This window comes from Pseudomonas sp. GLN_2 (assembly GCF_043106005.1).
Taxonomy (GTDB): domain Bacteria; phylum Pseudomonadota; class Gammaproteobacteria; order Pseudomonadales; family Pseudomonadaceae; genus Aquipseudomonas; species Aquipseudomonas alloputida.
Window position 1 is genome coordinate 99,150 of the sequence record NZ_JBICMC010000079.1, and the last position, 22,987, is coordinate 122,136.

Sequence of the window (22,987 nt, forward strand, 5' to 3'; positions counted from 1 at the left end):
TGCCATGAGCGACCAGAACCTGCAAAACTTCATCGGCCTGTCCGCCGTACTCACTGGCCTGTCGGCCAAGCTGCTGGCGCCTTCCGTCGACCCGATCAACCTGCCGCCGGTGTTCTTCGCCACCGCCCAGCAAGGCATGGGCCTTGAGGCGTTCAGCAGCCTGCTGGAGCTGTACGCCAGCATCCAGAGCCAGCCGCCCGCGCAAATCGCCAGTGCCGTGCTCGCTAACGCGAACCCGCAAATCGCCCAGGGCGCCCGCTCGATCATGAAGCTGTGGCTGCTCGGCAGTTGGTATCAACCCTACGACCTGGGCAACGCCCGCACGGGTGACACGCGGGTAGTCTCCGACCAGGCCTACAAGGAAAGCTGGGCGTGGAAGATCGCCCAATCTCACCCCATGGGCTACAGCCAGTTCCACTTCGGATATTGGGGGGAGCAGCCACCGACCCTCAAGCAATTCACCGGTGTCGACGCCAAGGAAGGGCAGCAGCCATGAGCAATGTACAAACCCAGAACATCGAAACTGCCGATGTGATCGTGGTGGGCGCCGGCATGGCCGGCAGTGTCATGGCCTACCAGTTGGGCCTGGCCGGGTTGAAAGTGCTGGTGCTCGAATCGGGCCCGGCCATTCCGCCCAATCGCAGCGAGTACCTGGAGCGCTTCTACACCGCGGTGCTCAAGGCGCCCGAGTCGCCGTACCCACCTGAGCAGAGCGAGCAGACCCCGGCCACGCAGTTCGCGCCACGGGCGACCATCCAGGACCTGATCACCGCGGGTAGCCAAGACCCGAACAAGGCGCAGAAAAGCTACCTGGTGCAGAAGGGGCCGCACCTGTTCGCCAGCACCTACGAGCGGGTAGGCGGCGGCACCATGTGGCACTGGATGGGCACGGCCCTGCGCCTGTTGCCCAACGACTTTCGCATGCGCACTGCGTACAACGTCGGGGTCGACTGGCCGATCAGTTACGACGACCTGCAGACTGCCTACTGCCGCGCCGAGGAAGAGATGGGCGTGTCCGCCGATGTCGCCTCGCAGACTTACCTGGGCGTGACCTTCCCGCAGGGCTACAAATACAGCATGCATGGCATCCCGCCGTCGCTGGTCGACCAGGGTCTGGGCAAGCACGTCACGGGCACCGTGTACCAGAGCCCGGAGAAGGGGCCCGACGGCAAGCCGTACCCAGGTGTCACCCTCAACGTCCGGCAGACCCCGGCCGGGCGCAACTCGCAGAATGACAACGGCCGCCGGGTGTGCGCTGGCAACACCAGCTGCACGCCGATCTGCCCGATCCAGGCCAAGTACGACGCCACCGTGACCATGGCCAAGGCACTGGATACCGGCAACGTGCGCATCCTCTACCAGACCGTGGCGAGCCAGGTGCAGGTCGATGCCAATGGGGTCACGGGCATCGATTTCATCCAGTACCAGAACAATGGTACGCGCCAGAACGGCACGGCCCAGGGCAAACGCTACGTGATCGCCGCCCATGCGATCGAAACACCGAAGCTGCTGCTCAACTCCATCGGCCCGAACAGCCCTAAAGGGGTCGCCAACAGCAGCGGCCAGGTCGGCCAGGCGTTGGCTGACCACCCGGTGTACCTGGCCTGGGGCCTGATGCCCGAAGGCAAGCCGCTGTTCCCGTTCCGTGGGCCGTTGTCCACCTCGGGGATCGAGGACATGCGCGATGGCCCGTTCCGCAGCCAGCGTGCCGCCTGGCGTATCGAAATCGGCAACGAGGGCTGGAACTGGTCGGTGAATGACCCCTACACCTCGGTCTGCGATTTCATCGACGGCACCAACCACGGCGGCGCTAACCCCAACAAGCTGGCGTTGTCCGGCCAGGCGCTGGTGCAGCAGCTCAACAGCGTACTGACCCGCCAGTTCCGTCTGGGCTTCTTGGTCGAGCAGGTGGAAAAAGACCCCGACAAAGCGCTGTGCCGGGTGGAGAGGAGCACGGAGTTCACCGACGGCCTGGGCCTGCCTCGGCCACAGATCACCTACGAACTGTCCGACTACACCAAGGAGGGTTTCAAGCAGGCGCGCCTGGCCGCCACGCACATCATCACCGAGCTGATGGGCGCCACCGAGCTGACCGACCTGAACCCTAAGCTCGAGCCCGGCTCGCAAACGGTGTTCGAGTACGACGGCCAGAACTACGCGTTCTACGGTGCTGGCCACCTGATGGGCACCTACCGCATGGGCTCGGACCGTACCAGGTCGGTGGTGGACAAGGACCAGCGCAGCTGGGACCACCCCAACCTGTTCCTGGTCGGCGACGGCGTGTTCCCCACTACCGGCACTGCCAACCCGACCTTGACCATCACTGCGTTGACGTTCCAGGCCGCCGACGTGGTGGCCAGCGACCTGCTCAAACGCACCGTGCAGGTGCAGGCCAACCAGGCATGGCAGGGCACGGGCATGCAGGTCAATGGGCAGAGCTGGCAGTTGGCGGTATGTACGGGCGGGCAGTGGACGGCGAACCCGGCCACCGGCATGGTTGGCGCGGCAGGTAACCCAAGGTTGATCGCCAAGCCCGGCTATGCCTTGCCTGGTCAGCCGGAAGGGGCGTTGATCGGGCGTATCGGCAACAGCGGTGTGCCGTTCCTGGTCGGCAACCAGGTGCAATTGCCGCGTGGCCAGCAAGGTGAGCTGCAGTTGTGCATCAATGACGACCTGGACGGGCGTTACGGGGCTGGCCTGAGCGATAACCTGGGCAGCCTTTCGGTAGAGGTGCGTTTCGGGGCGGTGTAGGCCCTGACATGGCAACCCCACAATGCTCCGGCAATGCCGCAGTATTGTGGGGTTGCTACTCAGCCCTGGTGAGTCAGGGGTTCGCCGCAATGGGCAGGGTCATTGCGTAGTGCGCTGGTTTTCCAGGTCTTCAAGCTCTACGCGGTATTGGTGTGCTTCGTGTTCGTTATGGAACATGCCCACCAGTTGACCTTGTTGGTACACATCCCAGATCCGCACGCCAGCGGCCAGGCCTTCGTGGGACATTCTCGATTCGTCGCGTTCGGTTACTTGGACAGTCATCGGTAAACTCCACTTCTTCAAGATGGCTGCGACAGTGTGTCGCACGTCTTCTTTATAGAGTTTGTTAGCAGACTAAGTAAGTAAAACAGGCATGAAACAAGTTTCATGAAGCTCAAAGGGATGCTGCCTGGGTGGGCTTTTTCGCAGCAAAGAAAAGCCCCGCACAGGGCGGGGCTTCAGGTGTTGCAGGCAGGACGCGATCAGTTGCCCTTCACCGGCTTGCCATCGACCGTGCCATCCTGCAGCACGATCACGTACTCCTTGCCATCGGTCTCCACCTGGCGCAGTTGCACCAGCAGGTAGTCCCAGTTCTTGGCGAACCACAGCTCGGTGATGCGCTTGCTCTGGCTTGGATCGCGCACGCGCTCGACCTTCACGGCATCGACCTGGCCGGTCTTGGTGGTGACCTTTTCGGTGCCCAGTACGCGGAAGTCGTAGGTGTCGATCTCGTCGCCGTCCACCACCTGGTAGGTCATGCTCTTCTTGCCTGCGGCCACGTCGTGCTGCAGGGCCAACTGGTAGGAGGACTTGTCCAGTACGCCGCGGTTCAGTGGCAGGCTGACGGCATCGCCACGGTCGCTGCCGGTGATCTTCTTGGTGCTCCAGTCGAAGTTCAGGTCGACCTTCTTGGCCTTGCCCAGGCCGCCACGCTCGAAGTGGTACTTCTGTGGCAGCAGGGTGTCGTTGTCCAGGCGCAGGGTGCTTTGCTCGGTCAAGCTGGCGATCATCATGGAAGCCTTGAAGTTAAGGTCCCAGGTACCGTTGGCATTTTTGACCAGGCTGCGCTCGGCGGTGCCGCTCATGGGCAGTTGCTTCCAGTCGGCGGTGTAGCTGGCCGAGAAGGGCTTCAGATCAGCTGCCTGGAGGGGCAGGGCGAGCACGGCGAGAGCCAAGAGCAGGGCGCGACGCATAAATTCTCCTAGGATCGAATCAAGTGACCGCTGGCTGCCAGTGGCTGGCCGTCCAGTAATGCACCGTGTTCGCCGAGACGCAAGCGCCCTTCAGCGAACCAGCGCACCGCCAGTGGGTAGATCAGGTGTTCCTGATGGTGTACCCGCTGTGCCAGGCTTTCGACGGTGTCATCAGACGCCACCGGTACCACAGCCTGTACGACCAGTGGGCCGCCATCGAGTTCCTCAGTCACGAAGTGTACGCTGCAGCCATGCTCGGCGTCGCCAGCTTCCAATGCCCGGCGATGCGTATGCAGGCCCTTGTACTTGGGCAGCAGCGACGGGTGGATGTTGAGCAGGCGGCCCTGATAGTGGCGCACGAAGTCGCCACTGAGGATGCGCATGAAACCGGCCAGCACCACCAGGTCCGGGGCAAAGCCGTCGATGCGCGCCATCAGGGCGGCATCGAAGGCTTCACGGCCGTCGAACTGGGTGTGGTCGAGCACGACGCTGTCGATGCCGGCCGCTGCGGCGCGTTGCAGGCCGTAGGCATCGGCGCGGTTGGAAACCACCGCGCGGATATGCACCGGGCTGTCCTGCCCTTGGCAGCTGTCGATCAGGGCTTGCAGGTTGCTGCCGGAGCCCGACAGCAGTACCACTACATTGCAGGTCTTGCTCGGCATCAGTGTGCCTTGAGGTTCTGCAGCTCGACCTGGGCAGCGCCTTCGGCGGCTTCGGCGATGTGGCCGATTACCCACGGTTGCTCACCGGCGGCGCGCAGTTCGTTCAGGGCGGCTTCGACCTGGTCCTGGGCCACGCAGATGACCATGCCCACGCCGCAGTTCAGTACGCGGTGCATTTCGTGCTCGTCGACGTTGCCTTTTTCCTGCAGGAAGTCGAACACTGCCGGGCGCTGCCAGCTGGCCACGTCAACCACGGCCTGGGCGTTTTTCGGCAGTACGCGCGGGATGTTGTCCAGCAGGCCGCCGCCGGTGATGTGGGCCATGGCCTTGACGGCGCCGGTGTTCTTGATCAGCTGCAGCAGCGGTTTGACGTAGATGCGGGTCGGCGCCATCAGCAGGTCGGTCAGCGGCTTGCCGTCCAGCTGGGTGTTCTCGATATCGGTAGCCGACACTTCGAGGATCTTGCGGATCAGCGAGTAGCCGTTGGAGTGCGGGCCCGAGGACGGCAGGGCGATCAGCGCATCACCGGTGGCAACCTTGGAGCCGTCGATGATTTCGGCCTTTTCCACCACGCCTACGCAGAAACCGGCCAGGTCGTAGTCTTCGCCTTCGTACATGCCAGGCATTTCGGCGGTTTCACCACCGACCAGCGAGCAGCCGGCCAGTTCGCAACCGGCGCCGATGCCGGTGACCACGGTGGCGGCCACGTCAACGTTCAGCTTGCCAGTGGCGTAGTAGTCGAGGAAGAACAGCGGCTCGGCGCCGCAGACGACCAGGTCGTTGACGCACATGGCGACCAGGTCCTGGCCGATGCTGTCGTGCTTGTTCAGGTTCAGCGCCAGGCGCAACTTGGTGCCGACGCCGTCGGTGCCGGAGACCAGCACCGGCTGTTTGTAGCCGGCCGGGATCTCGCAGAGGGCGCCGAAGCCGCCCAGGCCACCCATGACTTCAGGGCGTGCGGTGCGTTTTGCCACGCCCTTGATGCGTTCGACCAGTGCTTCGCCGGCGTCGATGTCTACACCGGCGTCCTTGTAGCTCAGGGAGGGTTGCTTGCTCATTGATCCAGGCCTTTAGGAGGGAGGGATTCTTAAAAACGACCATGACGGCCAAGGCCGGCTGATAAGCGGCGGCGGTCTGAAACGTCAGTGGTCTGTGAAGGCGCGCGATTTTATCAGGGTTGCCGGGCAGCGGCCATCCTCAGGCCGACGGGCAGGGCGGTAATTGTTGAAAAAAGCTCGAGGGTGGTTGATGCGGTTGCATGTGTATAAGCTGCAAGCAACGAGCTTGCGGCTGCACGACAATGCAGCCTGGCGCTCGGCCTGCTTTTTCTTGCAGCTTGAAGCTTACGGCTTGAAGCTCGACTGGACAGGAATCCTCCATGCGTTTGTTCAATATTCTGGCAGCCGGTTGCCTGGCCCTGATCTCGGCCACGGCCCAGGCTGAAAATGTCTCCGGCCTTTATCAGGTGCGCGAGCCGGTCACCGGGCCGGGCGCCGAAGCCCGTACCGCAGCCACAGTCAAAGCCCTGGACACGTTGGTGCAGCGTCTGACCGGTGACCCAAAGGCTGTGCAGAGCCCTGCATTGGCCGAGCTGCGCAAGGACCCACAGCAGATCATCAACCAGGTGGGCAGCGAAGCCGGCCCGCCCGAGTCGGTCGTGGTCGAGTTCGACCCCGGTAGCACCGAGCGGGCTTTGCGCAAGGCTGGCCTGGCTTTGTGGGGCAGTAACCGGCCCTCGATACTGGGGTGGTGGTTGAACGACACCGTTGAGGGCAGCAACCTGGTCGGTGATGGCCAGGCCAGTGCCCAACCCCTGCGCCGCGCCGCCCAGCACCGTGGTCTGCCGTTGCGCTTGCCGCTGGCCGACTTGCAGGAGCAGCTGGTCGCCAATGCCAAGCAGATCGAAGGCAACGATCCGGCGCCGCTGCGCGACGCTTCCGAGCGCTACGGCGCCGATGCTTTGCTGGCGGTACATGCCCAGGAAGCCGACGGCAAGTGGCAGGGCAAGTGGCAGCTGTGGCTGGGCGACCAGCGTGAGCAGGGCACTGCCGAGGGCGCCGACCAGGCCGCCTTGGCTGACGCGGTGATGATGGCGGTAAGCAGCCGCCTGGCGCCGCGCTACGTTACCCGGCCGGGTGCCAGCAGCCAATTGCAGGTGCAAGTGCAGGGCATGAACCTGCAGCGCTATGCCGAACTGGCCCGCGTGCTGGAGCCCTATGGCCCACGCTTGCAGGCGGCTGAAGGCACTACCCTGACCTACGGGGTTACGGGCAATCGTGAACAGCTGCGTGCCCAGCTTGGCCTGGCCAAGCTGCAGGAAGTGCCGGTCGAGCAGGCACCGCCAGCACCGGCCACGCCAGCACCGGCCACGCCAGCACCGGCAGTGGATGCCGCAGCCGCGCAGCCCGCGCCTGCGCAGCCAGCACCCAAGCCGTTCGACGGCTTGCGTTTTCGCTGGTAAGGGGCGCTTACCGTGACTGACATGCGTCGCTGGATCTGGCTGGGCGCTGCACTGCTGATCGCTGTGCTGCTTTATAGCCTGCACAATATTCTTACGCCGTTCCTGGTCGGCATCATGCTGGCCTACCTGGCCGACCCGCTGGTCGATCGTCTCGAGCGCCTGGGGCTTTCGCGTACCTGGGGTGTGGTGGTGGTGTTCGGCCTGTTCACCCTGTTGCTGTTGGCGTTGTTGCTGGTGCTTGTGCCGATGCTGGCCAAGCAGTTGGTGCGCCTGTACGAGCTGGCGCCGCAGATGCTCGACTGGCTTGAGCATGTCGCGCTGCCGTGGGTACAGGGCCGCCTTGGCCTGGCCGATGGTTTCTGGAAGTTCGACAAGATCAAGGCCGCCATCGGCGCGCACATGGGGCAGACCACCGATATCGTCGGCATGCTGCTGTCCCAGGCCACCGCCTCAAGCCTGGCGTTGGTGGCCTGGCTGGCCAACATGGTGCTGATTCCGGTAGTGGGCTTCTATCTGCTGCGCGATTGGGACTTGATGATGGGCAAGCTGCGCGGCCTGCTGCCGCGCCAGCGTGAGCCGCAAGTGATGGGCCTGGCAGGTGAATGCCATGAAGTGCTGGGGGCATTCGTGCGCGGGCAACTGATGGTGATGCTGGCCCTGGGCGTCATCTATTCAGCCGGCCTGATGCTGGTGGGGCTTGAACTCGGTCTGCTGATCGGCATGCTTGCAGGCCTTGCGGCCATCGTGCCGTACATGGGCTTCATCATTGGCATTGGTGCCGCGCTGGTAGCTGGCCTGTTCCAGTTCGGTGGCGACCTGTATCCGATGCTGGGCATCGTTGCGGTGTTCATGGTTGGGCAGGCGTTGGAGGGTATGGTGCTGACCCCCCTGCTGGTGGGCGATCGCATCGGCCTGCACCCGGTTGCGGTGATCTTTGCCATCCTCGCCGGGGGTGAACTGTTCGGCTTCACCGGTGTGCTGCTGGCGCTGCCGGTGGCGGCGGTGATCATGGTGCTGCTGCGGCATGTGCATGCCCTGTACAAGGAATCGGATATGTACGCCGGGAACATCGACCCGGAGCTTTGAACACCCCGTGTTTCGTCTTGAGCTGTTTCGCGCCCGCGAAATTGAGCGCCGCCTCGCGGCGCCCGATCTCGCGGGCGCTGAGCACGGTTTGTCCTGCATCCGTCGTTCGCTTGTGCAGCGCAACTTGTTGATTTTGCTTGCCCTATCTGCAGTCGAGATTGTGCGCCCCGCGTTGCGGGTATAGACTTTGCAGATTGTTCACCAAAGGCCCCCAGCGGTCCCGTCGACCGCCCGCGAGCATGAAACCACCGATCCAGTTGCCCCTGGGTGTGCGCCTGCGCGATGACGCCACCTTCATCAACTACTATCCGGGCGCCAATGCTGCGGCATTGGGTTACGTCGAGCGGCTATGCGAAGCCGACGCCGGCTGGACCGAGAGCCTTATCTACCTGTGGGGCAAGCAGGGTGTTGGCCGTTCCCACCTGCTGCAGGCCGCCACCCATCGCTTCCAGCAACGTGGCGAGCCTGCTGTCTACCTGCCGCTGGCGCAATTGCTCGATCGTGGCGTCGAACTGCTCGACTACCTGGCCCAGTACGAACTGGTGTGCATCGACGATCTGCACGTGATCGCCGGCAAGGCTGATTGGGAAGAGGCCATGTTCCACCTGTTCAACCGTTTGCGCGATAGCGGCCGACGCTTGCTGCTGGCAGCCTCGGCATCACCGCGTGAGCTGCCGATCAAGCTGCCGGACCTGAAGTCGCGGTTGACCCTGGCCCTGGTGTTCCAGATGCGCGGCCTGTCCGACGAAGACAAGCTGCGCGCCTTGCAGCTGCGAGCTTCGCGCCGTGGCCTGCACCTGACCGACGAAGTCGGCCATTTCATCCTCACCCGCGGCGCGCGGAGCATGAGCGCGTTGTTCGACTTGCTCGAGCGCCTCGATCAGGCGTCGCTGCAGGCACAACGCAAGCTCACCATTCCGTTTCTCAAGGAAACCCTCGGCTGGTAACCCCCTGAAAACCCTGGGCCAGAGCGGTAAAACAAAAAAGTCACATCTTTTTCGATAAAATTTGCAAATGGCCATGATAGAGGGCATAGTTTCACCCTTCTAAAGGATTACAGACACGGTCGTGCCCATGCTGAAGCGCTTCGCACCCCTCGTGCCACTCGCACTCGTGACCCTGCTTTTTGGCTGCGCGGCCCAAGGCCCGGTATCTCAGCCTCAGGATCACACGCCGATCACTGCACAATCGGCAATCAACGCCAAAGCCTCTTCTTCGTCGGTGTTCGGCGAGCCGGAAGAGCTGGCCACCGAAGATGACCTGGCGTCTTTCTCCGGCAGCAAGCCTTACCAATTGCCGGTTCTGGCTGACAGCATTCTCGAGCGCGGCATGTCGTTGATCGGCACCCGCTACCGCTTCGGTGGTACCTCGGAAAAGTCCGGCTTCGACTGCAGTGGCTTCATCGGTTACCTGTTCCGCGAAGAGGCGGGCATGACGCTGCCGCGCTCCACGCGTGAAATGATCAACGTCGATGCCCCGAAAGTGGCCCGCAATAAGCTCAAGCCAGGTGACCTGCTGTTCTTCAGCACCAATGGCCGTGGTCGGGTAAGCCATGCCGGGATCTACCTGGGTGACAACCAGTTCATCCACTCCAGCAGCCGCCGCAGTGGTGGTGTGCGCATCGACAGCCTCGGTGATCGTTACTGGAGCAAGACCTTCATTGAAGCCAAGCGAGCCTTGGCCATGGCGCCGACCAACATCGCGCGCAACTGATATCAAAATGATGTACCCTGCCGCGGCGGTGATGCTTAAAAAAAGCTCACCGCCGTGCGCATTTACAGAAAGCGTCTAATCTAAATTCTCAACTCTTTTCGGCTGCAGCGCAGCGGTCTCAGACAGGATGTTCTGGCCATGGTAAAGATGGCGCGCTTCGCATTTTTCTCCTTGGCAGCCTTGCTGGCTGCATGTTCCAGCCGTGCGCCTGCGCCGGCCCCTGTGGTACAGCCGCAGGTGACCTATAGCCAGCCCAGTCCTTCACCGATTGCCGATGACGTGCTGATCCGCGCCATTGGTCTGGTTGGCACGCCCTATCGTTGGGGCGGCAATACGCCGGACTCCGGCTTCGACTGCAGCGGCCTGATCAAGTATGTGTACCGTGATGCTGCTGGCATCAGCCTGCCGCGCTCGACGCGCGAGATGATTGTCATGCGCGCACCGACGGTGGATGTCAGTTCGCTGCAGTCTGGTGACCTGGTGTTCTTCGCCACCAGTGGGGGCTCGCAGGTCAGCCATGCCGGCATCTATGTCGGGGACGGGCGCTTCGTGCATGCACCTTCCACCGGTGGCACCGTGCGCCTGGACTACCTGTCGAACAGCTACTGGGCCAAGGCCTACCTGCAGGCCAAGCGGGTGATTCCGCAAGGGCATCTGGCACAGAACCCTTGATATTCATGCCTGTTTAGCGGCCCCTCGAGCTCGGGGCCGGTACCGGCTGCCTGGGTTCAAGGTGTTTCGCTCACCCGCCGGACCACCCGCTTCGATTGACGCTCCCGGTGCAACCCTCTAACCTTCGCCGCGTGTTTCAGGTGCCCTGCCAGCCCCGACTGGGCAGGGTGAAACTGGGAAGCCGGTGGGCGCCAGCATGGCGCGATTCCGGCGCTGCCCCCGCAACGGTGGATGAGTAAAAGGCCGCGCAGGGCCACTGGATGCCAGCATCCGGGAAGGCGCGCAGGCCAGGGCCAAGGCCCACTCACAAGCCCGGAGACCGGCCTGATACTGCCAACGGCATCACGGAGGGTGATGCGCGGTGCACCGTGGCGCCCAGCCATGGCCTCTGCGCGTTCTCCGTTTGCCTGCCTATTACCTGTCGCCGCGCATTGCCGTGGTGCCAGCCAGCGGAGAACCCTGATGAGCGAATCCACCGAACGCGACGAACGCCACCTGGCGCGCATGCAGCGCAAGAAGGCGGTCATCGACGAACGCATCGCCAATTCCCCTAACGAATGCGGCCTGCTGCTGGTGCTGACCGGCAATGGGAAGGGCAAGAGCAGTTCGGCCTTCGGCATGCTCGCGCGCGCCTTGGGCCACGGCATGCAATGCGGTGTGGTGCAGTTCATCAAGGGCCGCAACAGCACCGGCGAGGAGCTGTTCTTCCGTCGCTTCCCTGAACAGGTGCGCTACCACGTTATGGGCGAGGGCTTTACCTGGGAAACCCAGGACCGCCAGCGTGACATCGCCGCTGCGCAAGCCGCTTGGGCGGTATCGCGCCAGTTGCTGCAGGACCCAGGTGTACAGTTCGTGGTGCTGGACGAGCTCAACATCGCCCTCAAACATGGCTACCTCGACCTGGACCAGGTACTGTCCGACATTCAGGCCCGCCCGCCCATGCAGCATGTGATTGTCACTGGCCGCGCTGCGAAGCCTGAGATGATCGAACTGGCCGACACCGTGACCGAAATGGGCATGCTCAAGCACGCCTTCCAGGCCGGTATCCGCGCACAGAAGGGCGTCGAACTGTGAGTCGATCGCGCCACTGCCCCGCCGTGTTGATCGCGGCACCCGCCTCAGGCCAGGGCAAGACTACCGTCACTGCTGCGCTGGCCCGCCTGCACCGCAACCTCGGGCGCAAGGTGCGGGTGTTCAAATGCGGGCCCGACTTTCTTGACCCGATGATTCTCGAACGGGCCAGTGGCGCGCCGGTGTATCAGCTGGACCTGTGGATGATCGGTGCCGAAGAAAGCCGTCGTCTGCTGTGGGAAGCTGCTGGCGAGGCTGACCTGATCCTCATCGAAGGGGTGATGGGGCTGTTCGACGGCACCCCGTCAAGCGCCGACCTGGCGCGCCACTTTGGCGTGCCGGTGCTGGCGGTGATCGATGGCACAGCCATGGCCCAGACCTTCGGTGCCCTGGCCCTGGGCCTGGCGCGGTACCAGGCCGATCTGCCGTTCGCCGGCGTGCTGGCCAATCGGGTAGGCAGCCTGCGTCATGCGCAACTGCTCGAAGGCAGCCTGACCGAAGGCTTGCGCTGGTATGGCGGCTTGTCCCGCGAACGCGGCATCGAGCTGCCCAGCCGCCACCTCGGCCTGGTGCAGGCCAGCGAGCTGAATGACCTGGACACCCGCCTGGACGCTGCCGCCGAAGCGCTGGGCGCCAGTTGCGATGCGGCGTTGCCGCCGCCAGTCAGCTTTGCCGAGCCGGAACCGGAAGCCTGCGTTGCCTCGCTGGCCGGTGTGCGCATAGGCGTTGCGCGGGACGAGGCGTTCGCCTTCATCTATGGCGCTAACCTCGACCTGTTGCGCAACCTGGGTGCCCAGCTGGTGTTCTTCTCGCCGCTGCACGACCACGAACTGCCGGCGGTAGACAGCCTGTATCTGCCGGGTGGTTATCCTGAGCTGCATCACCATGCGCTGGCCGCCAACGCACCGATGTGCGAGGCGATCCGCGCCCACCACGCGCAGGGCAAGCCATTGCTAGCCGAGTGCGGCGGCATGCTGTACCTGCTTGATGCCCTGACTGACGTGGCCGGTGAACGTGCCGAACTGCTCGGCCTGCTGCCGGGTGAGGCGACCATGCAGAAGCGCCTGGCCGCCCTGGCGCTGCAGGCGGTGGAACTGCCGGAGGGGACCTTGCGCGGTCACACCTATCACCATTCGCTGACCAGCACTGCGCTGGAACCGATTGCCCGGGGCCTGAGCCCCAACGGCGGGCGTGGCAACGAGGCGGTTTATCGTCTGGGCCGGCTGACGGCCTCTTACGTGCACTTCTATTTCCCTTCCTGCCCGGATGCGGCGGCGGCGCTGTTGCGACCATGAATGATCACGCCTATAGCGACGCCGAGCGCGCCGCCATTTACCGGGCCATCGGCGAGCGCCGCGACATGCGCCATTTTGCGGGTGGCCAGGTGGCGCCCGAACTGCTTGGCCGCTTGCTGGCGGCCGCGCATCAGGCGCCCAGTGTCGGGCTTATGCAGCCGTGGCGCTTTATCCGCATCACCCAGCGTGACCTGCGCGGGCGCATCCAGGCCTTGGTGGAGGCGGAGCGGGTACGCACGGCCGAGGCGTTGGGCGAGCGATCCGATGCCTTCATGAAATTGAAGGTGGAGGGCATAAACGATTGTGCCGAGCTGCTGGTAGCGGCCTTGATGGACAACCGCGAGCCACACATCTTCGGCCGCCGCACCCTGCCGGAGATGGACCTGGCCTCGCTGGCCTGTGCCATCCAGAACCTGTGGCTGGCCGCGCGTGGCGAAGGGCTGGGCATGGGCTGGGTGTCGCTGTTCGACCCGCAGGCGTTGGCCGCGCTGCTGGGCATGCCCGCCGGGGCCAAGCCGGTGGCGGTACTGTGCCTTGGGCCGGTCGCCGCGTTCTATCCGGTGCCGATGTTGGTGCAGGAAAGCTGGGCCGAAGAGCGGCCCCTGAGTGAAATGCTTTACGAAAACCAATGGGGAGAGCGTCAATGAGCGTGGCCTTGCTGACCGTGGCCGGGGTGGCCCTGGATGCTTTGCTGGGCGAACCACAGCGCCGCCACCCCTTGGTGGCGTTCGGCAACATGGCCGGCAACCTGGAGCGCCGCCTGAATGCGGGTGGGCGCGGCTGGCGCAGCCATGGCGTGAGCGCGTGGTTTCTGGCGGTGGTGCCGCTGACCCTGGTGGCGCTGCTCCTTTCGTGGCTGCCGTATATCGGCTGGCTGGTTGATGTGCTGGCGCTTTACTGCGCCGTGGGGCTGCGCAGCCTGGGCGAGCATGTGTTGCCGGTGGCCAACGCCCTGCGCCAGGGCGACCTGGCGGAGGCGCGGCGGCGGGTTGGCTACCTGGTCAGCCGCGAAACGCGCGAGCTGGACGAGCCCGCGGTGGCGCGAGCGGCGACCGAGTCGGTGCTGGAGAACGGCAGCGACGCAGTGTTCGCTGCGTTGTTCTGGTTTGTGGTGGCCGGTGCGCCCGGGGTGGTGCTGTACCGCCTGAGCAACACGCTGGATGCCATGTGGGGCTACCGTAACGAACGTTTCGAGCGCTTTGGCTGGTGCGCGGCGCGCATCGACGATGTGCTCAACTATATACCTGCAAGGCTGGTGGCCCTGACTTATGCCCTGTTGGGCAAGACCCGTCTGGCCCTGGCCTGCTGGCGCAAACAGGGCCCGCTGTGGGACAGCCCCAACGCCGGGCCGGTGATGGCTGCCGGCGCCGGCGCGCTGGGCGTCGAGCTTGGTGGCCCGGCGGTGTACCACGGCGAACTGCATGAGCGGCCGCGTCTGGGCGAGGGGCCAGTGGCCGATGCCGATGCCATCGAGCGCGGCTGGCAGCTGGTGCAGCGCGGCGTGTGGCTGTGGCTGCTGATGATTTGCCTGGGGGCCTATATCAATGCTTGAACATGGTGGCCGCCTGTTACGCGCGGTGCAGCAATACGGTATTGCCCGTGAGCAGTGGCTCGACCTGTCCAGCGGCATTGCGCCCTGGCCATTTCCTGTCCCGCCGATTCCCGTCGACGCCTGGGCCCGCCTGCCGGAAACCGAGGACGGCCTGGAGGACGCCGCGCGCGCGTATTACGGCGCCCGCCAGTTGCTGCCGGTAGCCGGCTCCCAGGCCGCTATCCAGGCCTTGCCGCTGCTGCGCACAACCGCCCGGGTAGGCGTGCTGACGCCGTGCTATGCCGAACACCCTTATGCCTGGCAACGGGCGGGGCACCAACTGCTGGCGCTGGATGAGGCGCAAGTTGAGGCTTCGCTCGACGGGCTCGATGTGCTGGTGCTGGTGAACCCCAACAACCCAACCGGCCAACGGGTGTCGCGCGAACGCCTGCTGGCTTGGCATGCTCGCCTGGCGGCCCGCGGTGGCTGGCTGCTGGTCGACGAAGCATTCATGGACAACACCCCGGCGGACAGCGTGGTGGACTGCGCCGAACGCCCGGGGCTGATCGTGCTGCGCTCGTTTGGCAAGTTCTTCGGCTTGGCCGGCGTGCGCCTGGGCTTCGTTGCCGCCGAACACAGCTTGCTGCTGCGCCTGGCCGAGCTGCTCGGCCCCTGGACCGTCAACGGCCCGACTCGGGTGCTGGCCCAGGCCAGCCTGACCGATCAAACTGCCCAGCGCGCGCAGGCCGAACGCTGTGCGGCTGCCGGCCAGCGGCTGGCGCACGTGTTGCGCAGTGCCGGCCTGGCGCCTAGTGGTGGCTGCGACCTGTTCCAGTACGTGCGTAGCGAGCACGCTGCACGCCTGCATGAATTTCTCGCCCGGCGCGGCATCCTGGTACGGCTGTTCGAACAGCCGGCAGCCGTGCGCCTGGGGTTGCCTGCCTGCACGGCGGACGAACAGCGCCTGGCCCAGGCCCTGGCGGCTTATCAGAAGGAAACGGCATGACCACCCTCATGGTGCAAGGCACCACCTCCGACGCAGGCAAGAGCACACTGGTGACCGCGTTGTGCCGCTGGCTGTTGCGCCAGGGCGTCGCTGTGGTGCCCTTCAAGCCACAGAACATGGCGCTGAACAGCGCGGTGACGGCTGATGGCGGGGAAATCGGCCGTGCCCAGGCGGTGCAGGCCCAGGCCTGCCGGCTACAACCGCACACCGACATGAACCCGGTGCTGCTCAAGCCCAACAGCGACACCGGCGCCCAAATCATCATCCACGGTCGGGCGGTCACCAGCATGAATGCAGTGGCCTACCACGACTATAAAACCACGGCCATGCGAGCGGTGCTGGCGTCTCATCAACGCCTGAGTGCCGCGTACCCGGTGGTCATGGTCGAGGGTGCGGGGTCGCCGGCAGAGATCAATCTGCGTGCCGGCGATATCGCCAACATGGGCTTTGCCGAAGCGGTGGACTGCCCGGTGATCCTGGTGGCCGACATCAACCGCGGTGGTGTGTTCGCCCATCTGGTGGGCACGCTGGAATTGCTGTCGACCACTGAACAGGCGCGAGTCAAAGGTTTTGTCATCAACCGCTTCCGTGGCGATATCGCCCTGCTGCAGCCAGGGCTGGACTGGCTGGAACAACGCACCGGCAAACCGGTACTGGGCGTCCTGCCTTACGTTACCGACCTGCACCTGGAAGCCGAAGACGGTATCGATGTGCGTCAAGGCGCCAAGCACGCGCGTGTGCTCAAGGTGATCGTGCCAGTGCTGCCGCGTATCAGTAACCACACCGATTTCGACCCGCTGCGCCTGCACCCGCAGGTGGACTTGCAGTTCATTGGGCCAGGCCAGCCGATTCCGGCTGCCGACCTCATCATCTTGCCGGGCTCCAAGAGCGTGCGGGGCGACCTGGCACAACTGCGCGAGCGCGGTTGGGACAAGGCCATCGAGCGGCACCTGCGCTATGGCGGCAAGCTGATCGGTATTTGCGGTGGCCTGCAGATGCTGGGGCGGGAAGTGCATGACCCGCTGGGGCTGGAGGGGGCCGCAGGCTCGAGCCAGGGGCTCGGCCTGCTCGACTATGCCACGGTGCTCGAAGCCGAGAAGCAACTGCGCAATGTGGCCGGCACGCTGAGCCTTGAAGCGGCAACGGTAACCGGTTATGAAATTCATGCTGGCGTTACGACGGGGCCTGCGCTGGCGCAACCCGCGGTCCAACTGGCTGATGGCCGCCATGATGGCGCTGTCAGTGCCGATGGCCAGATCCTCGCCACCTACCTGCATGGCCTGTTCGAAGGCAGCCAGTCGTGTGCCGCGCTATTGCGCTGGGCCGGGCTGGAGGATGTGCAGGCTATCGACTACGAAGCGTTGCGCGAACACGACATCGAGCGCCTGGCCGATCTGGTGGAGAAGCACCTGGACACCGCGCAGTTGCGCCAACTGTGTGGGGTAGCCTGACATGCGTAACCTGATTCTCGGTGGCGCCCGGTCTGGCAAAAGCCGCCTGGCCGAACAGTTGGCCAGTGCCAGCGGCTTGCCGGTGACCTACATCGCCACCAGCCAGCCGCTGGATGGCGAAATGAACGAACGCGTGTTGCTGCATCGTCAGCGCCGGCCGGATGACTGGGGGTTGATCGAAGAGCCCTTGGCCCTGGCCGCGGTACTGCGCGCCGAAGCGGCCGAAGGGCGCTGCCTGCTGGTGGATTGCCTGACCCTGTGGCTGACCAACTTGTTGATGCTGGAAGATGACCAGCGCCTGGCCGAGGAGCGTGATGCCCTGCTGGCGTGCCTGGAACAGTTACCTGGCACCCTTATCCTGGTCAGTAACGAAACCGGCCTGGGCGTCGTGCCCATGGGCGAGCTGACCCGGCGCTATGTCGACCTGGCCGGCTGGCTGCACCAGGCGGTGGCCGAACGCTGTCAGCGTGTCGTGCTGACCGTGGCCGGCCTGCCCTTAATCCTCAAAGGACCTGCACTATGACCCAAGCCTGGTGGCGTGACGCCTGCCAACCCCTCGACAACGCCGCCATGGACCAGGCCCGCGCCCGTCAGCAGCAACTGACCAAACCTGCTGGCTCGCTCGGCCAACTTGAAGCGCTGGCGATTCAGCTGGCTGGCCTTCAGGGGCTTGAACGACCCACGCTCGATCAGGTCGCCATCACCATTTTTGCCGGCGACCACGGCGTGGTCGAAGAGGGCATTTCGGCCTATCCGCAGGCGGTAACCGGGCAGATGCTACGCAACTTCGTCGGCGGGGGCGCGGCGATCAGTGTGCTGGCGCGGCAGCTGCAGGCCAGCCTGGACGTGGTCGACCTGGGCACCATTGACGCGCAGCTGGAACTGCCCGGCGTGCGCCATCTGCGCCTGGGCACCGGTACTGCCAACTTTGCCCGTCAACCCGCGATGACCGAAAACCAGCTGCAAGCGGCCTTGCAGGCCGGTCGCGACAGTGCCCAGCGCGGCGCCGAACAGGGCGCACAGCTGTTCATCGGTGGCGAGATGGGCATTGGTAACACCACAGCCGCCGCAGCCTTGGCCAGTGTTCTGCTGGGGTGTCCGGCGTCGGAGCTGAGCGGCCCTGGCACCGGTCTGGACAACGCCGGGGTACAGCACAAGGCTGAAGTCATCGAAAGGGCGCTGCGCCTGCATGGCCTGCGTGCTGAAGACCCGTTGCAGGTACTGGGCTGTGTTGGCGGTTTCGAGATCGCGGCGTTGGTCGGTGCCTACATAGGTTGTGCGCAGGCGGGTGTCGCGGTGCTGGTGGATGGCTTTATCTGCAGTGTCGCTGCGCTCGTGGCAGTGCGCCTCAACCCGCAGTGTCGGGCCTGGCTGTTGTTCGCTCATCAGGGCGCTGAGCCCGGGCACAAGGCCTTGCTTGCTGCACTGCAGGCCGAACCCCTGCTGGCCTTGGGCTTGCGCCTGGGTGAGGGCAGTGGCGCTGCCCTGGCGGTGCCGCTGTTGCGCCTGGCCTGTACGCTGCATGGGCAGATGGCGACCTTTGCCGAGGCCGCGGTGGCGGACCGCCCGGCATGATCCTCGACTTGCTGCGCCATGGTGAAACGGAACAGGGCGGCCTGCGTGGCAGCCTTGATGATGCCTTGACCGACAAGGGCTGGGCGCAGATGCGCGGCGCCGTGGCCGACGCCGGCCCATGGCAGGTGCTGGTCAGCTCGCCGCTGCAACGCTGTGGGCGTTTCGCCGATGAGCTGGGTGCGCAGTTGAACCTGCCAGTGCAGCGTGAGCCCGCCCTGCAGGAACTGCACTTCGGTGATTGGGAGGGCCAAAGTGCCGCGCAGATCATGGAGCACCAGGCCGATGCACTGGGCCGTTTCTGGGCCGACCCTTACGCCTTCACACCGCCCAATGGCGAGCCGGTCGAGGCGTTTGCCGAACGGGTGCTGGCGGCTGTCGAGCGTTTGCGCCTTCAGCATGCCGGCAAGCGTGTGCTGCTGGTGACCCATGGTGGCGTGATGCGGCTGTTACTGGCCCGTGCCCGTGGCTTGCCCAGGGAGCAGTTGCTGCAGGTCGAGGTTGGCCATGGCGCGTTGATGCGGCTGGTGCCGGGTGGCGATGGGCAACTGGTCGAGGTGCCCTGAGATGTTGCCGTTCTGGATTGCCCTGCAATTTCTCAGCAGCCTGCCGGTGAGCCTGCCGGGCATGCCGGCACCGCGTGAGGTAGGGCGTTCGCTGCTGTACTACCCGCTGGTCGGGTTGCTGTTCGGCTTGCTGCTGTGGTTGGCCAGTCATCTGCTTCAGGGCACGCCGTCGCCGTTGCACGCGGCTTTGCTGCTGATACTCTGGGTACTGCTCAGTGGTGCCTTGCACCTGGATGGCCTGGCGGACAGTGCCGACGCCTGGCTAGGTGGTTTCGGCGACCGTGAGCGCACCTTGCGGATCATGAAAGACCCGCGCAGTGGGCCGATTGCCGTGGTCACCCTGGTCTTGGTGTTGTTGCTGAAGTTTTGCGCACTGTGGGTGCTGGTCGGGCAGGGTATCGGGGCGCAATTGCTGCTGGCGCCGTTGATCGGGCGGGCGGCGATGTTGGGCCTGTTCCTTGGCACACCTTATGTGCGACCTGGCGGGTTGGGCCAGGCGTTGGCCGAACATTTGCCCCGGCGCGCGGCGGGGTGGGTGTTGCTGGTTTGTGTGCTGTTCTGCCTCTTCTTGGGCGTATGGAGCGTGCTGCTGGCGCTGGCGGTGTTTGCCTGGTTGCGGCATCTGATGTGCCGGCGCCTGGGCGGGACCACCGGTGATACCGCGGGTGCGTTGCTGGAGCTGCTGGAGCTGGCCGTCGTGCTCGGGTTGGCCCTGGGGCTTTGAGCGCTTGATCTGGACGGCCCTTTAGCGGCTGCCTTGCAGTGCTTTCGCAGCACGTCATAGGTGTGGAGGCGCCAGTAACTTCCGGCAACGGTCCGGTAGCGCCTGCATCTCCCATGTCGGCGTATCCTCAGCCTCCCCCCAGCAATCAGGTAGGCTTCCCGTGCGTCACTGGATCTTTGCCAGTCTATTGGTCCTGTCCACCCTCCCAGCCTTTGCTGCAGACCTCATGGCGTTCTGGGACACCCCACGCCACGGCGGCAACAGCTTCAACCGGCTGCCACCCGATCAAGCCTACTTCGATGCCCTGAGGGGGTACGGCGCCACATGGGTGCGGCTGTCGTACGACAAATGGCAACCGGTGAAACGAGATTTCCTCCTTGGCAGCGCCGATACCTATGAAGGCCTGCCCGACGCCGACCTGGCTGTGCTGCGTGCCACCCTCGACCGGGCGCACCAGGCGGGGCTCAAGGTGGTCATCGCGCCACTCTCGCTGCCGGGTATGCGCTGGTCGCAAAACAACCAGGGCCAGTTCGATGATCGCCTGTGGCAAGACAAACGCTACTGGTCCCAGGCTGCGGCGTTCTGGCGAGATATGGCGCGCGAACTGAAAAGTCATCCGGCCATCGCGGCCTACAACCTGATCAATGAGCCAGCACCGGAGAAACAGGGTGGCCTGGCTGAACATGCCGAACTCGGGCAGATGCAGCAGTGGTATGCGCAAGAACAGGGCGGTGCGCGCGATCTGCCCTTGCTGTACCGGCAACTGATAGCGGCCATACGCGAAGAAGACGCTGATACGCCGATCATGGTCGATGCCGGCTGGTATGCAGGCGCAGACGCGTTCGGCTACTGGCCGGCGCCGATGGAAGACCCGCGAGTGCTGTACAGCGTGCACATGTATGAGCCCTATGCCGCAACCAGTGCGCCGAACATGGCGCGCAAACAGCCCATTGACTATCCAGGCCCCGTATCTTTTGCCGGGCAGACACAGCTGTGGGATGGGCGGCGAGTTGAAGGCTACTTGCGCCAGCCGCTGGCATGGGCCGAGGCCATGGGGCTGCCGCTTTCTCGTCTGGTGGTGGGCGAGTTTGGCTGCATGCGCAGGCTGCCGGGTTGTCGGCAGTACCTTGAAGATGTACTCGTCGTGCTTGATCGCAACCGGTTGCACTGGGCGTTCTATAGCTTCCGTGAAGACAACTGGGATGGCATGGACTACGAACTGGGTACGGCGAAGGTGCCGTGGCGCTACTGGCAGGCGGTCGAGCAGGGCGCGCCAGACCCCTTGGTGCGCAAGGCCACGGTTGAGTTCGAGCCGATCCGCAGGCGCTTGAACCCGGACTGACGCTTCTCACTCTTTCGTGAAACTTCTTGCAACACTCAGTACGCGGGTATATACACGTATCCATGCTGACCAGTGAATGCATCTGTACCCACCTGCGTCGCGCCGCCCGCGGCGTGAGCCGGCATTACGACGAAGCCCTAGCCGGCTTCGGGGTCAATGTCGCCCAGTTTTCCCTGCTGCGGCACCTGCAGCGGCTCGACCGACCCAGCATCACAGCCCTTGCCGAAGCCATGGGGCTCGAGCGCAGTACCCTGGGCCGCAACCTGCGTGTGCTGGAGGCGGATGGGCTGGTAGCACTGGGCGATGGCGACGACCAGCGTAACCGCGTGGTGCTGTTGACCGCGGCGGGTAAGCAACTGCTGCACGTTGCCCACCCAGCCTGGGAGCAGGCCCAGAAAGAACTGGTTGAACGGCTCGGGGTGGGGCAGCGGGATGAACTGGTGCGACTGCTGGAACAACTGGCCTGAATTGATACGACTATAAGCGGGTATATACCCGCAAAACCTTGCGATGTGCTGGAGATAACGACAATGACTTCGGTGTGGCGAACCAGCGGATGGGTGTTGGTGGGGGCGGCCTTGATACTGGCGCTGTCTCTGGGCGTACGGCACGGCTTTGGCCTGTTTCTGGGACCGATGAGTGCTGATTTTGGCTGGGGGCGTGGGGTGTTTGCCTTCGCCATTGCCCTGCAGAACCTGATCTGGGGCCTGGCGCAGCCGTTCGCTGGCGCCTTGGCCGACCGGCTTGGTGCGGCGCGGGTGGTCATCATCGGCGGTATTCTCTATGCCGCCGGCTTGATCTTGATGGGCTTGGCTGATTCGCCCTGGTCGTTGTCGCTGAGTGCGGGCTTGCTGATCGGCATCGGCCTGTCCGGCACGTCGTTCTCGGTCATCCTCGGTGTGGTCGGGCGTGCAGTGCCGGCCGAAAAGCGCAGCATGGCCATGGGGATCGCCAGCGCCGCCGGGTCGTTCGGCCAGTTCGCCATGTTGCCGGGCACCCAAGGCCTGATTCAGTGGCTGGGCTGGTCGGCAGCGTTGCTGGTACTGGGCCTTTTGGTAGCGTTCATCGTGCCTTTCGTCGGCCTGCTGCGCGATCGCCCGTTACCCAGTCACGGTGCCGAGCAGACCCTGGGCCAGGCGCTGCGCGAGGCGTGCACGCACTCAGGCTTCTGGTTGCTGGCGCTGGGCTTTTTTGTCTGTGGCTTCCAGGTCGTATTCATTGGCGTTCACCTGCCGGCCTACCTGGTTGACCAACACCTGGCTGCGGCCACCGGTACGACAGTGCTGGCGCTGGTCGGCCTGTTCAACATCGTCGGTACCTTCACTGCTGGCTGGTTGGGCGGGCGCATGTCCAAGCCGCGCCTGCTGACCGGGTTGTACCTGCTGCGTGCGGTGGTGATCGTGCTGTTCCTGTGGGCGCCGGTGAGCGAGTTCAGTGCTTACCTGTTCGGCATTGCCATGGGGCTGCTGTGGTTGTCCACGGTTCCGTTGACCAATGGCACCGTGGCCACGGTGTTCGGGGTGCGTAACCTGTCCATGTTGGGCGGTATCGTGTTCCTGTTCCATCAGTTGGGTGCGTTCCTGGGGGGCTGGCTGGGTGGGGTGGTGTATGACCGTACCGGTAGCTACGACCTGGTCTGGCAGATTTCCATCCTGCTCAGCCTGCTGGCCGCTGCCCTTAACTGGCCGGTGCGCGAACGCCCGGTTTCACGCCTCCAGGCCCAGGCTGTATGAACCGCTACCTGATACGCGGCCTGTTGGCTATTGTCGCCCTGTTGCTACTGGCACTGGTGTGGTGGGGCTGGCATCAGGGTGGGATGGCGCTGATGCAACTGGGCATGAGTGTGTGTTAGGCGCTACCCTGCAAGCTCAAGGATTGTCATGCGGGAGAA

Annotated in this window: 25 protein-coding genes and 1 riboswitch; of the genes, 21 read left to right on the top strand and 4 right to left on the bottom strand. The window is 64.4% G+C overall.

The window, feature by feature from the left end; genetic code table 11:
• Positions 1–4: 4 nt before the first annotated feature.
• Both ACF8Q6_RS18570 and ACF8Q6_RS18575 read left to right on the top strand, forming a co-directional pair.
• Positions 5–496: a hypothetical protein gene (locus ACF8Q6_RS18570; RefSeq protein WP_003252427.1), complete on the top strand. Its 492-nt coding sequence runs from the start codon at positions 5–7 to the stop codon at positions 494–496.
• Positions 493–2,751 carry a GMC oxidoreductase gene (locus ACF8Q6_RS18575; RefSeq protein ID WP_392491076.1) on the top strand — a complete coding sequence of 753 codons (2,259 nt, stop codon included), beginning with the start codon at positions 493–495 and terminating at the stop codon, positions 2,749–2,751. Before ACF8Q6_RS18570 ends, ACF8Q6_RS18575 begins: the two co-directional genes overlap by 4 nt.
• Before the next feature lie 99 nt (positions 2,752–2,850).
• On the opposite strand, the gene ACF8Q6_RS18580 is transcribed toward ACF8Q6_RS18575, so the two are convergent.
• From ACF8Q6_RS18580 to purM, 4 genes are all read right to left on the bottom strand, one after another.
• Positions 2,851–3,033 carry a hypothetical protein gene (locus ACF8Q6_RS18580; protein ID WP_012053456.1) on the bottom strand — a complete coding sequence of 61 codons (183 nt, stop codon included), beginning with the start codon at positions 3,031–3,033 and terminating at the stop codon, positions 2,851–2,853.
• A 200-nt stretch (positions 3,034–3,233) separates the two neighbouring features.
• On the bottom strand, positions 3,234–3,944 hold the full coding sequence (locus ACF8Q6_RS18585; RefSeq protein WP_014754254.1) for a DUF3108 domain-containing protein: 711 nt from the start codon (positions 3,942–3,944) through the stop codon (positions 3,234–3,236).
• Positions 3,945–3,952: 8 nt separating this feature from the next.
• Positions 3,953–4,606, bottom strand: coding sequence for a phosphoribosylglycinamide formyltransferase (gene purN / locus ACF8Q6_RS18590; protein WP_392491075.1), 654 nt, complete (start codon positions 4,604–4,606; stop codon positions 3,953–3,955).
• Positions 4,606–5,664 (bottom strand): phosphoribosylformylglycinamidine cyclo-ligase, encoded by a 1,059-nt coding sequence (gene purM / locus ACF8Q6_RS18595; protein ID WP_003252437.1) that lies wholly within the window; start codon positions 5,662–5,664, stop codon positions 4,606–4,608. Before purM ends, purN begins: the two co-directional genes overlap by 1 nt.
• A 320-nt stretch (positions 5,665–5,984) precedes the next feature.
• Here purM and ACF8Q6_RS18600 point away from each other — a divergent pair, with 320 nt between their 5' ends.
• From ACF8Q6_RS18600 to ACF8Q6_RS18690, 19 genes are all read left to right on the top strand, one after another.
• Entirely contained in the window at positions 5,985–7,067 is a 1,083-nt protein-coding gene (locus ACF8Q6_RS18600; RefSeq protein WP_392491517.1) for a DUF2066 domain-containing protein, read from the top strand.
• Positions 7,068–7,079: 12 nt separating this feature from the next.
• A complete protein-coding gene (locus ACF8Q6_RS18605) occupies positions 7,080–8,153 on the top strand; it encodes an AI-2E family transporter (RefSeq protein ID WP_020192009.1) in 1,074 nt (357 codons plus the stop codon).
• A 239-nt stretch (positions 8,154–8,392) separates the two neighbouring features.
• On the top strand, positions 8,393–9,100 hold the full coding sequence (gene hda / locus ACF8Q6_RS18610; protein ID WP_003252443.1) for a DnaA regulatory inactivator Hda: 708 nt from the start codon (positions 8,393–8,395) through the stop codon (positions 9,098–9,100).
• Between the two features lie 127 nt (positions 9,101–9,227).
• Positions 9,228–9,866: a C40 family peptidase gene (locus ACF8Q6_RS18615; RefSeq protein ID WP_003252444.1), complete on the top strand. Its 639-nt coding sequence runs from the start codon at positions 9,228–9,230 to the stop codon at positions 9,864–9,866.
• A 138-nt stretch (positions 9,867–10,004) separates the two neighbouring features.
• On the top strand, positions 10,005–10,538 hold the full coding sequence (locus tag ACF8Q6_RS18620; RefSeq protein WP_003252446.1) for a C40 family peptidase: 534 nt from the start codon (positions 10,005–10,007) through the stop codon (positions 10,536–10,538).
• Positions 10,539–10,659: 121 nt separating this feature from the next.
• Positions 10,660–10,881, top strand: a riboswitch (cobalamin riboswitch).
• A 119-nt stretch (positions 10,882–11,000) separates the two neighbouring features.
• Complete coding sequence (cobO, locus tag ACF8Q6_RS18625; RefSeq protein WP_014754250.1) at positions 11,001–11,612, top strand: cob(I)yrinic acid a,c-diamide adenosyltransferase; 612 nt, start codon at positions 11,001–11,003, stop codon at positions 11,610–11,612.
• Positions 11,609–12,904, top strand: a complete 1,296-nt coding sequence (locus ACF8Q6_RS18630) for a cobyrinate a,c-diamide synthase (RefSeq protein WP_392491520.1) — start codon at positions 11,609–11,611, stop codon at positions 12,902–12,904. Before cobO ends, ACF8Q6_RS18630 begins: the two co-directional genes overlap by 4 nt.
• Positions 12,901–13,551, top strand: a complete 651-nt coding sequence (gene bluB / locus ACF8Q6_RS18635; RefSeq protein WP_003252453.1) for a 5,6-dimethylbenzimidazole synthase — start codon at positions 12,901–12,903, stop codon at positions 13,549–13,551. Before ACF8Q6_RS18630 ends, bluB begins: the two co-directional genes overlap by 4 nt.
• Entirely contained in the window at positions 13,548–14,456 is a 909-nt protein-coding gene (gene cbiB, locus ACF8Q6_RS18640; RefSeq protein ID WP_392491522.1) for an adenosylcobinamide-phosphate synthase CbiB, read from the top strand. Before bluB ends, cbiB begins: the two co-directional genes overlap by 4 nt.
• Positions 14,449–15,441: a threonine-phosphate decarboxylase CobD gene (gene cobD, locus ACF8Q6_RS18645; RefSeq protein ID WP_392491524.1), complete on the top strand. Its 993-nt coding sequence runs from the start codon at positions 14,449–14,451 to the stop codon at positions 15,439–15,441. Before cbiB ends, cobD begins: the two co-directional genes overlap by 8 nt.
• Positions 15,438–16,892, top strand: a complete 1,455-nt coding sequence (locus ACF8Q6_RS18650; RefSeq protein WP_392491525.1) for a cobyric acid synthase — start codon at positions 15,438–15,440, stop codon at positions 16,890–16,892. Before cobD ends, ACF8Q6_RS18650 begins: the two co-directional genes overlap by 4 nt.
• Before the next feature lies 1 nt (position 16,893).
• The gene (gene cobU, locus ACF8Q6_RS18655) at positions 16,894–17,415 is read left to right on the top strand and encodes a bifunctional adenosylcobinamide kinase/adenosylcobinamide-phosphate guanylyltransferase (RefSeq protein WP_003252463.1); all 522 of its coding nucleotides are present in this window, start codon (positions 16,894–16,896) and stop codon (positions 17,413–17,415) included.
• Entirely contained in the window at positions 17,412–18,467 is a 1,056-nt protein-coding gene (cobT, locus tag ACF8Q6_RS18660; RefSeq protein WP_392491526.1) for a nicotinate-nucleotide--dimethylbenzimidazole phosphoribosyltransferase, read from the top strand. The genes cobU and cobT overlap by 4 nt, the downstream gene beginning before the upstream one ends.
• The gene (locus ACF8Q6_RS18665) at positions 18,464–19,030 is read left to right on the top strand and encodes a histidine phosphatase family protein (RefSeq protein WP_392491527.1); all 567 of its coding nucleotides are present in this window, start codon (positions 18,464–18,466) and stop codon (positions 19,028–19,030) included. The genes cobT and ACF8Q6_RS18665 overlap by 4 nt, the downstream gene beginning before the upstream one ends.
• 1 nt (position 19,031) lies before the next feature.
• On the top strand, positions 19,032–19,754 hold the full coding sequence (locus tag ACF8Q6_RS18670; RefSeq protein WP_392491528.1) for an adenosylcobinamide-GDP ribazoletransferase: 723 nt from the start codon (positions 19,032–19,034) through the stop codon (positions 19,752–19,754).
• Positions 19,755–19,980: 226 nt separating this feature from the next.
• A complete protein-coding gene (locus ACF8Q6_RS18675) occupies positions 19,981–21,096 on the top strand; it encodes a glycoside hydrolase family 5 protein (protein ID WP_392491529.1) in 1,116 nt (371 codons plus the stop codon).
• 62 nt (positions 21,097–21,158) lie between these two features.
• Positions 21,159–21,563 (top strand): MarR family winged helix-turn-helix transcriptional regulator, encoded by a 405-nt coding sequence (locus ACF8Q6_RS18680; RefSeq protein WP_119713359.1) that lies wholly within the window; start codon positions 21,159–21,161, stop codon positions 21,561–21,563.
• A 63-nt stretch (positions 21,564–21,626) separates the two neighbouring features.
• Positions 21,627–22,829, top strand: a complete 1,203-nt coding sequence (locus ACF8Q6_RS18685) for an MFS transporter (RefSeq protein WP_202607658.1) — start codon at positions 21,627–21,629, stop codon at positions 22,827–22,829.
• Positions 22,826–22,948, top strand: a complete 123-nt coding sequence (locus ACF8Q6_RS18690; RefSeq protein ID WP_272925915.1) for a hypothetical protein — start codon at positions 22,826–22,828, stop codon at positions 22,946–22,948. The genes ACF8Q6_RS18685 and ACF8Q6_RS18690 overlap by 4 nt, the downstream gene beginning before the upstream one ends.
• The last annotated feature ends 39 nt before the right edge of the window (positions 22,949–22,987 follow it).

Bases quoted from the DNA above. Each gene is read 5' to 3' on its own strand.
- ACF8Q6_RS18620 (WP_003252446.1), top strand. From the start codon at position 10,005: ATGGTAAAGATGGCGCGCTTCGCATTTTTCTCCTTGGCAGCCTTGCTG.
- ACF8Q6_RS18600 (WP_392491517.1), top strand. From the start codon at position 5,985: ATGCGTTTGTTCAATATTCTGGCAGCCGGTTGCCTGGCCCTGATCTCG.
- cobT (WP_392491526.1), top strand. From the start codon at position 17,412: ATGACCCAAGCCTGGTGGCGTGACGCCTGCCAACCCCTCGACAACGCC.
- ACF8Q6_RS18650 (WP_392491525.1), top strand. From the start codon at position 15,438: ATGACCACCCTCATGGTGCAAGGCACCACCTCCGACGCAGGCAAGAGC.
- ACF8Q6_RS18675 (WP_392491529.1), top strand. From the start codon at position 19,981: ATGGCGTTCTGGGACACCCCACGCCACGGCGGCAACAGCTTCAACCGG.
- ACF8Q6_RS18570 (WP_003252427.1), top strand. From the start codon at position 5: ATGAGCGACCAGAACCTGCAAAACTTCATCGGCCTGTCCGCCGTACTC.
- ACF8Q6_RS18680 (WP_119713359.1), top strand. From the start codon at position 21,159: ATGCTGACCAGTGAATGCATCTGTACCCACCTGCGTCGCGCCGCCCGC.
- ACF8Q6_RS18665 (WP_392491527.1), top strand. From the start codon at position 18,464: ATGATCCTCGACTTGCTGCGCCATGGTGAAACGGAACAGGGCGGCCTG.
- ACF8Q6_RS18585 (WP_014754254.1), bottom strand. From the start codon at position 3,944: ATGCGTCGCGCCCTGCTCTTGGCTCTCGCCGTGCTCGCCCTGCCCCTC.
- bluB (WP_003252453.1), top strand. From the start codon at position 12,901: ATGAATGATCACGCCTATAGCGACGCCGAGCGCGCCGCCATTTACCGG.
- cbiB (WP_392491522.1), top strand. From the start codon at position 13,548: ATGAGCGTGGCCTTGCTGACCGTGGCCGGGGTGGCCCTGGATGCTTTG.
- cobD (WP_392491524.1), top strand. From the start codon at position 14,449: ATGCTTGAACATGGTGGCCGCCTGTTACGCGCGGTGCAGCAATACGGT.
- purM (WP_003252437.1), bottom strand. From the start codon at position 5,664: ATGAGCAAGCAACCCTCCCTGAGCTACAAGGACGCCGGTGTAGACATC.
- ACF8Q6_RS18575 (WP_392491076.1), top strand. From the start codon at position 493: ATGAGCAATGTACAAACCCAGAACATCGAAACTGCCGATGTGATCGTG.
- cobU (WP_003252463.1), top strand. From the start codon at position 16,894: ATGCGTAACCTGATTCTCGGTGGCGCCCGGTCTGGCAAAAGCCGCCTG.
- hda (WP_003252443.1), top strand. From the start codon at position 8,393: ATGAAACCACCGATCCAGTTGCCCCTGGGTGTGCGCCTGCGCGATGAC.
- ACF8Q6_RS18685 (WP_202607658.1), top strand. From the start codon at position 21,627: ATGACTTCGGTGTGGCGAACCAGCGGATGGGTGTTGGTGGGGGCGGCC.
- purN (WP_392491075.1), bottom strand. From the start codon at position 4,606: ATGCCGAGCAAGACCTGCAATGTAGTGGTACTGCTGTCGGGCTCCGGC.
- ACF8Q6_RS18580 (WP_012053456.1), bottom strand. From the start codon at position 3,033: ATGACTGTCCAAGTAACCGAACGCGACGAATCGAGAATGTCCCACGAA.
- ACF8Q6_RS18690 (WP_272925915.1), top strand. From the start codon at position 22,826: ATGAACCGCTACCTGATACGCGGCCTGTTGGCTATTGTCGCCCTGTTG.
- ACF8Q6_RS18670 (WP_392491528.1), top strand. From the start codon at position 19,032: ATGTTGCCGTTCTGGATTGCCCTGCAATTTCTCAGCAGCCTGCCGGTG.
- ACF8Q6_RS18615 (WP_003252444.1), top strand. From the start codon at position 9,228: ATGCTGAAGCGCTTCGCACCCCTCGTGCCACTCGCACTCGTGACCCTG.
- cobO (WP_014754250.1), top strand. From the start codon at position 11,001: ATGAGCGAATCCACCGAACGCGACGAACGCCACCTGGCGCGCATGCAG.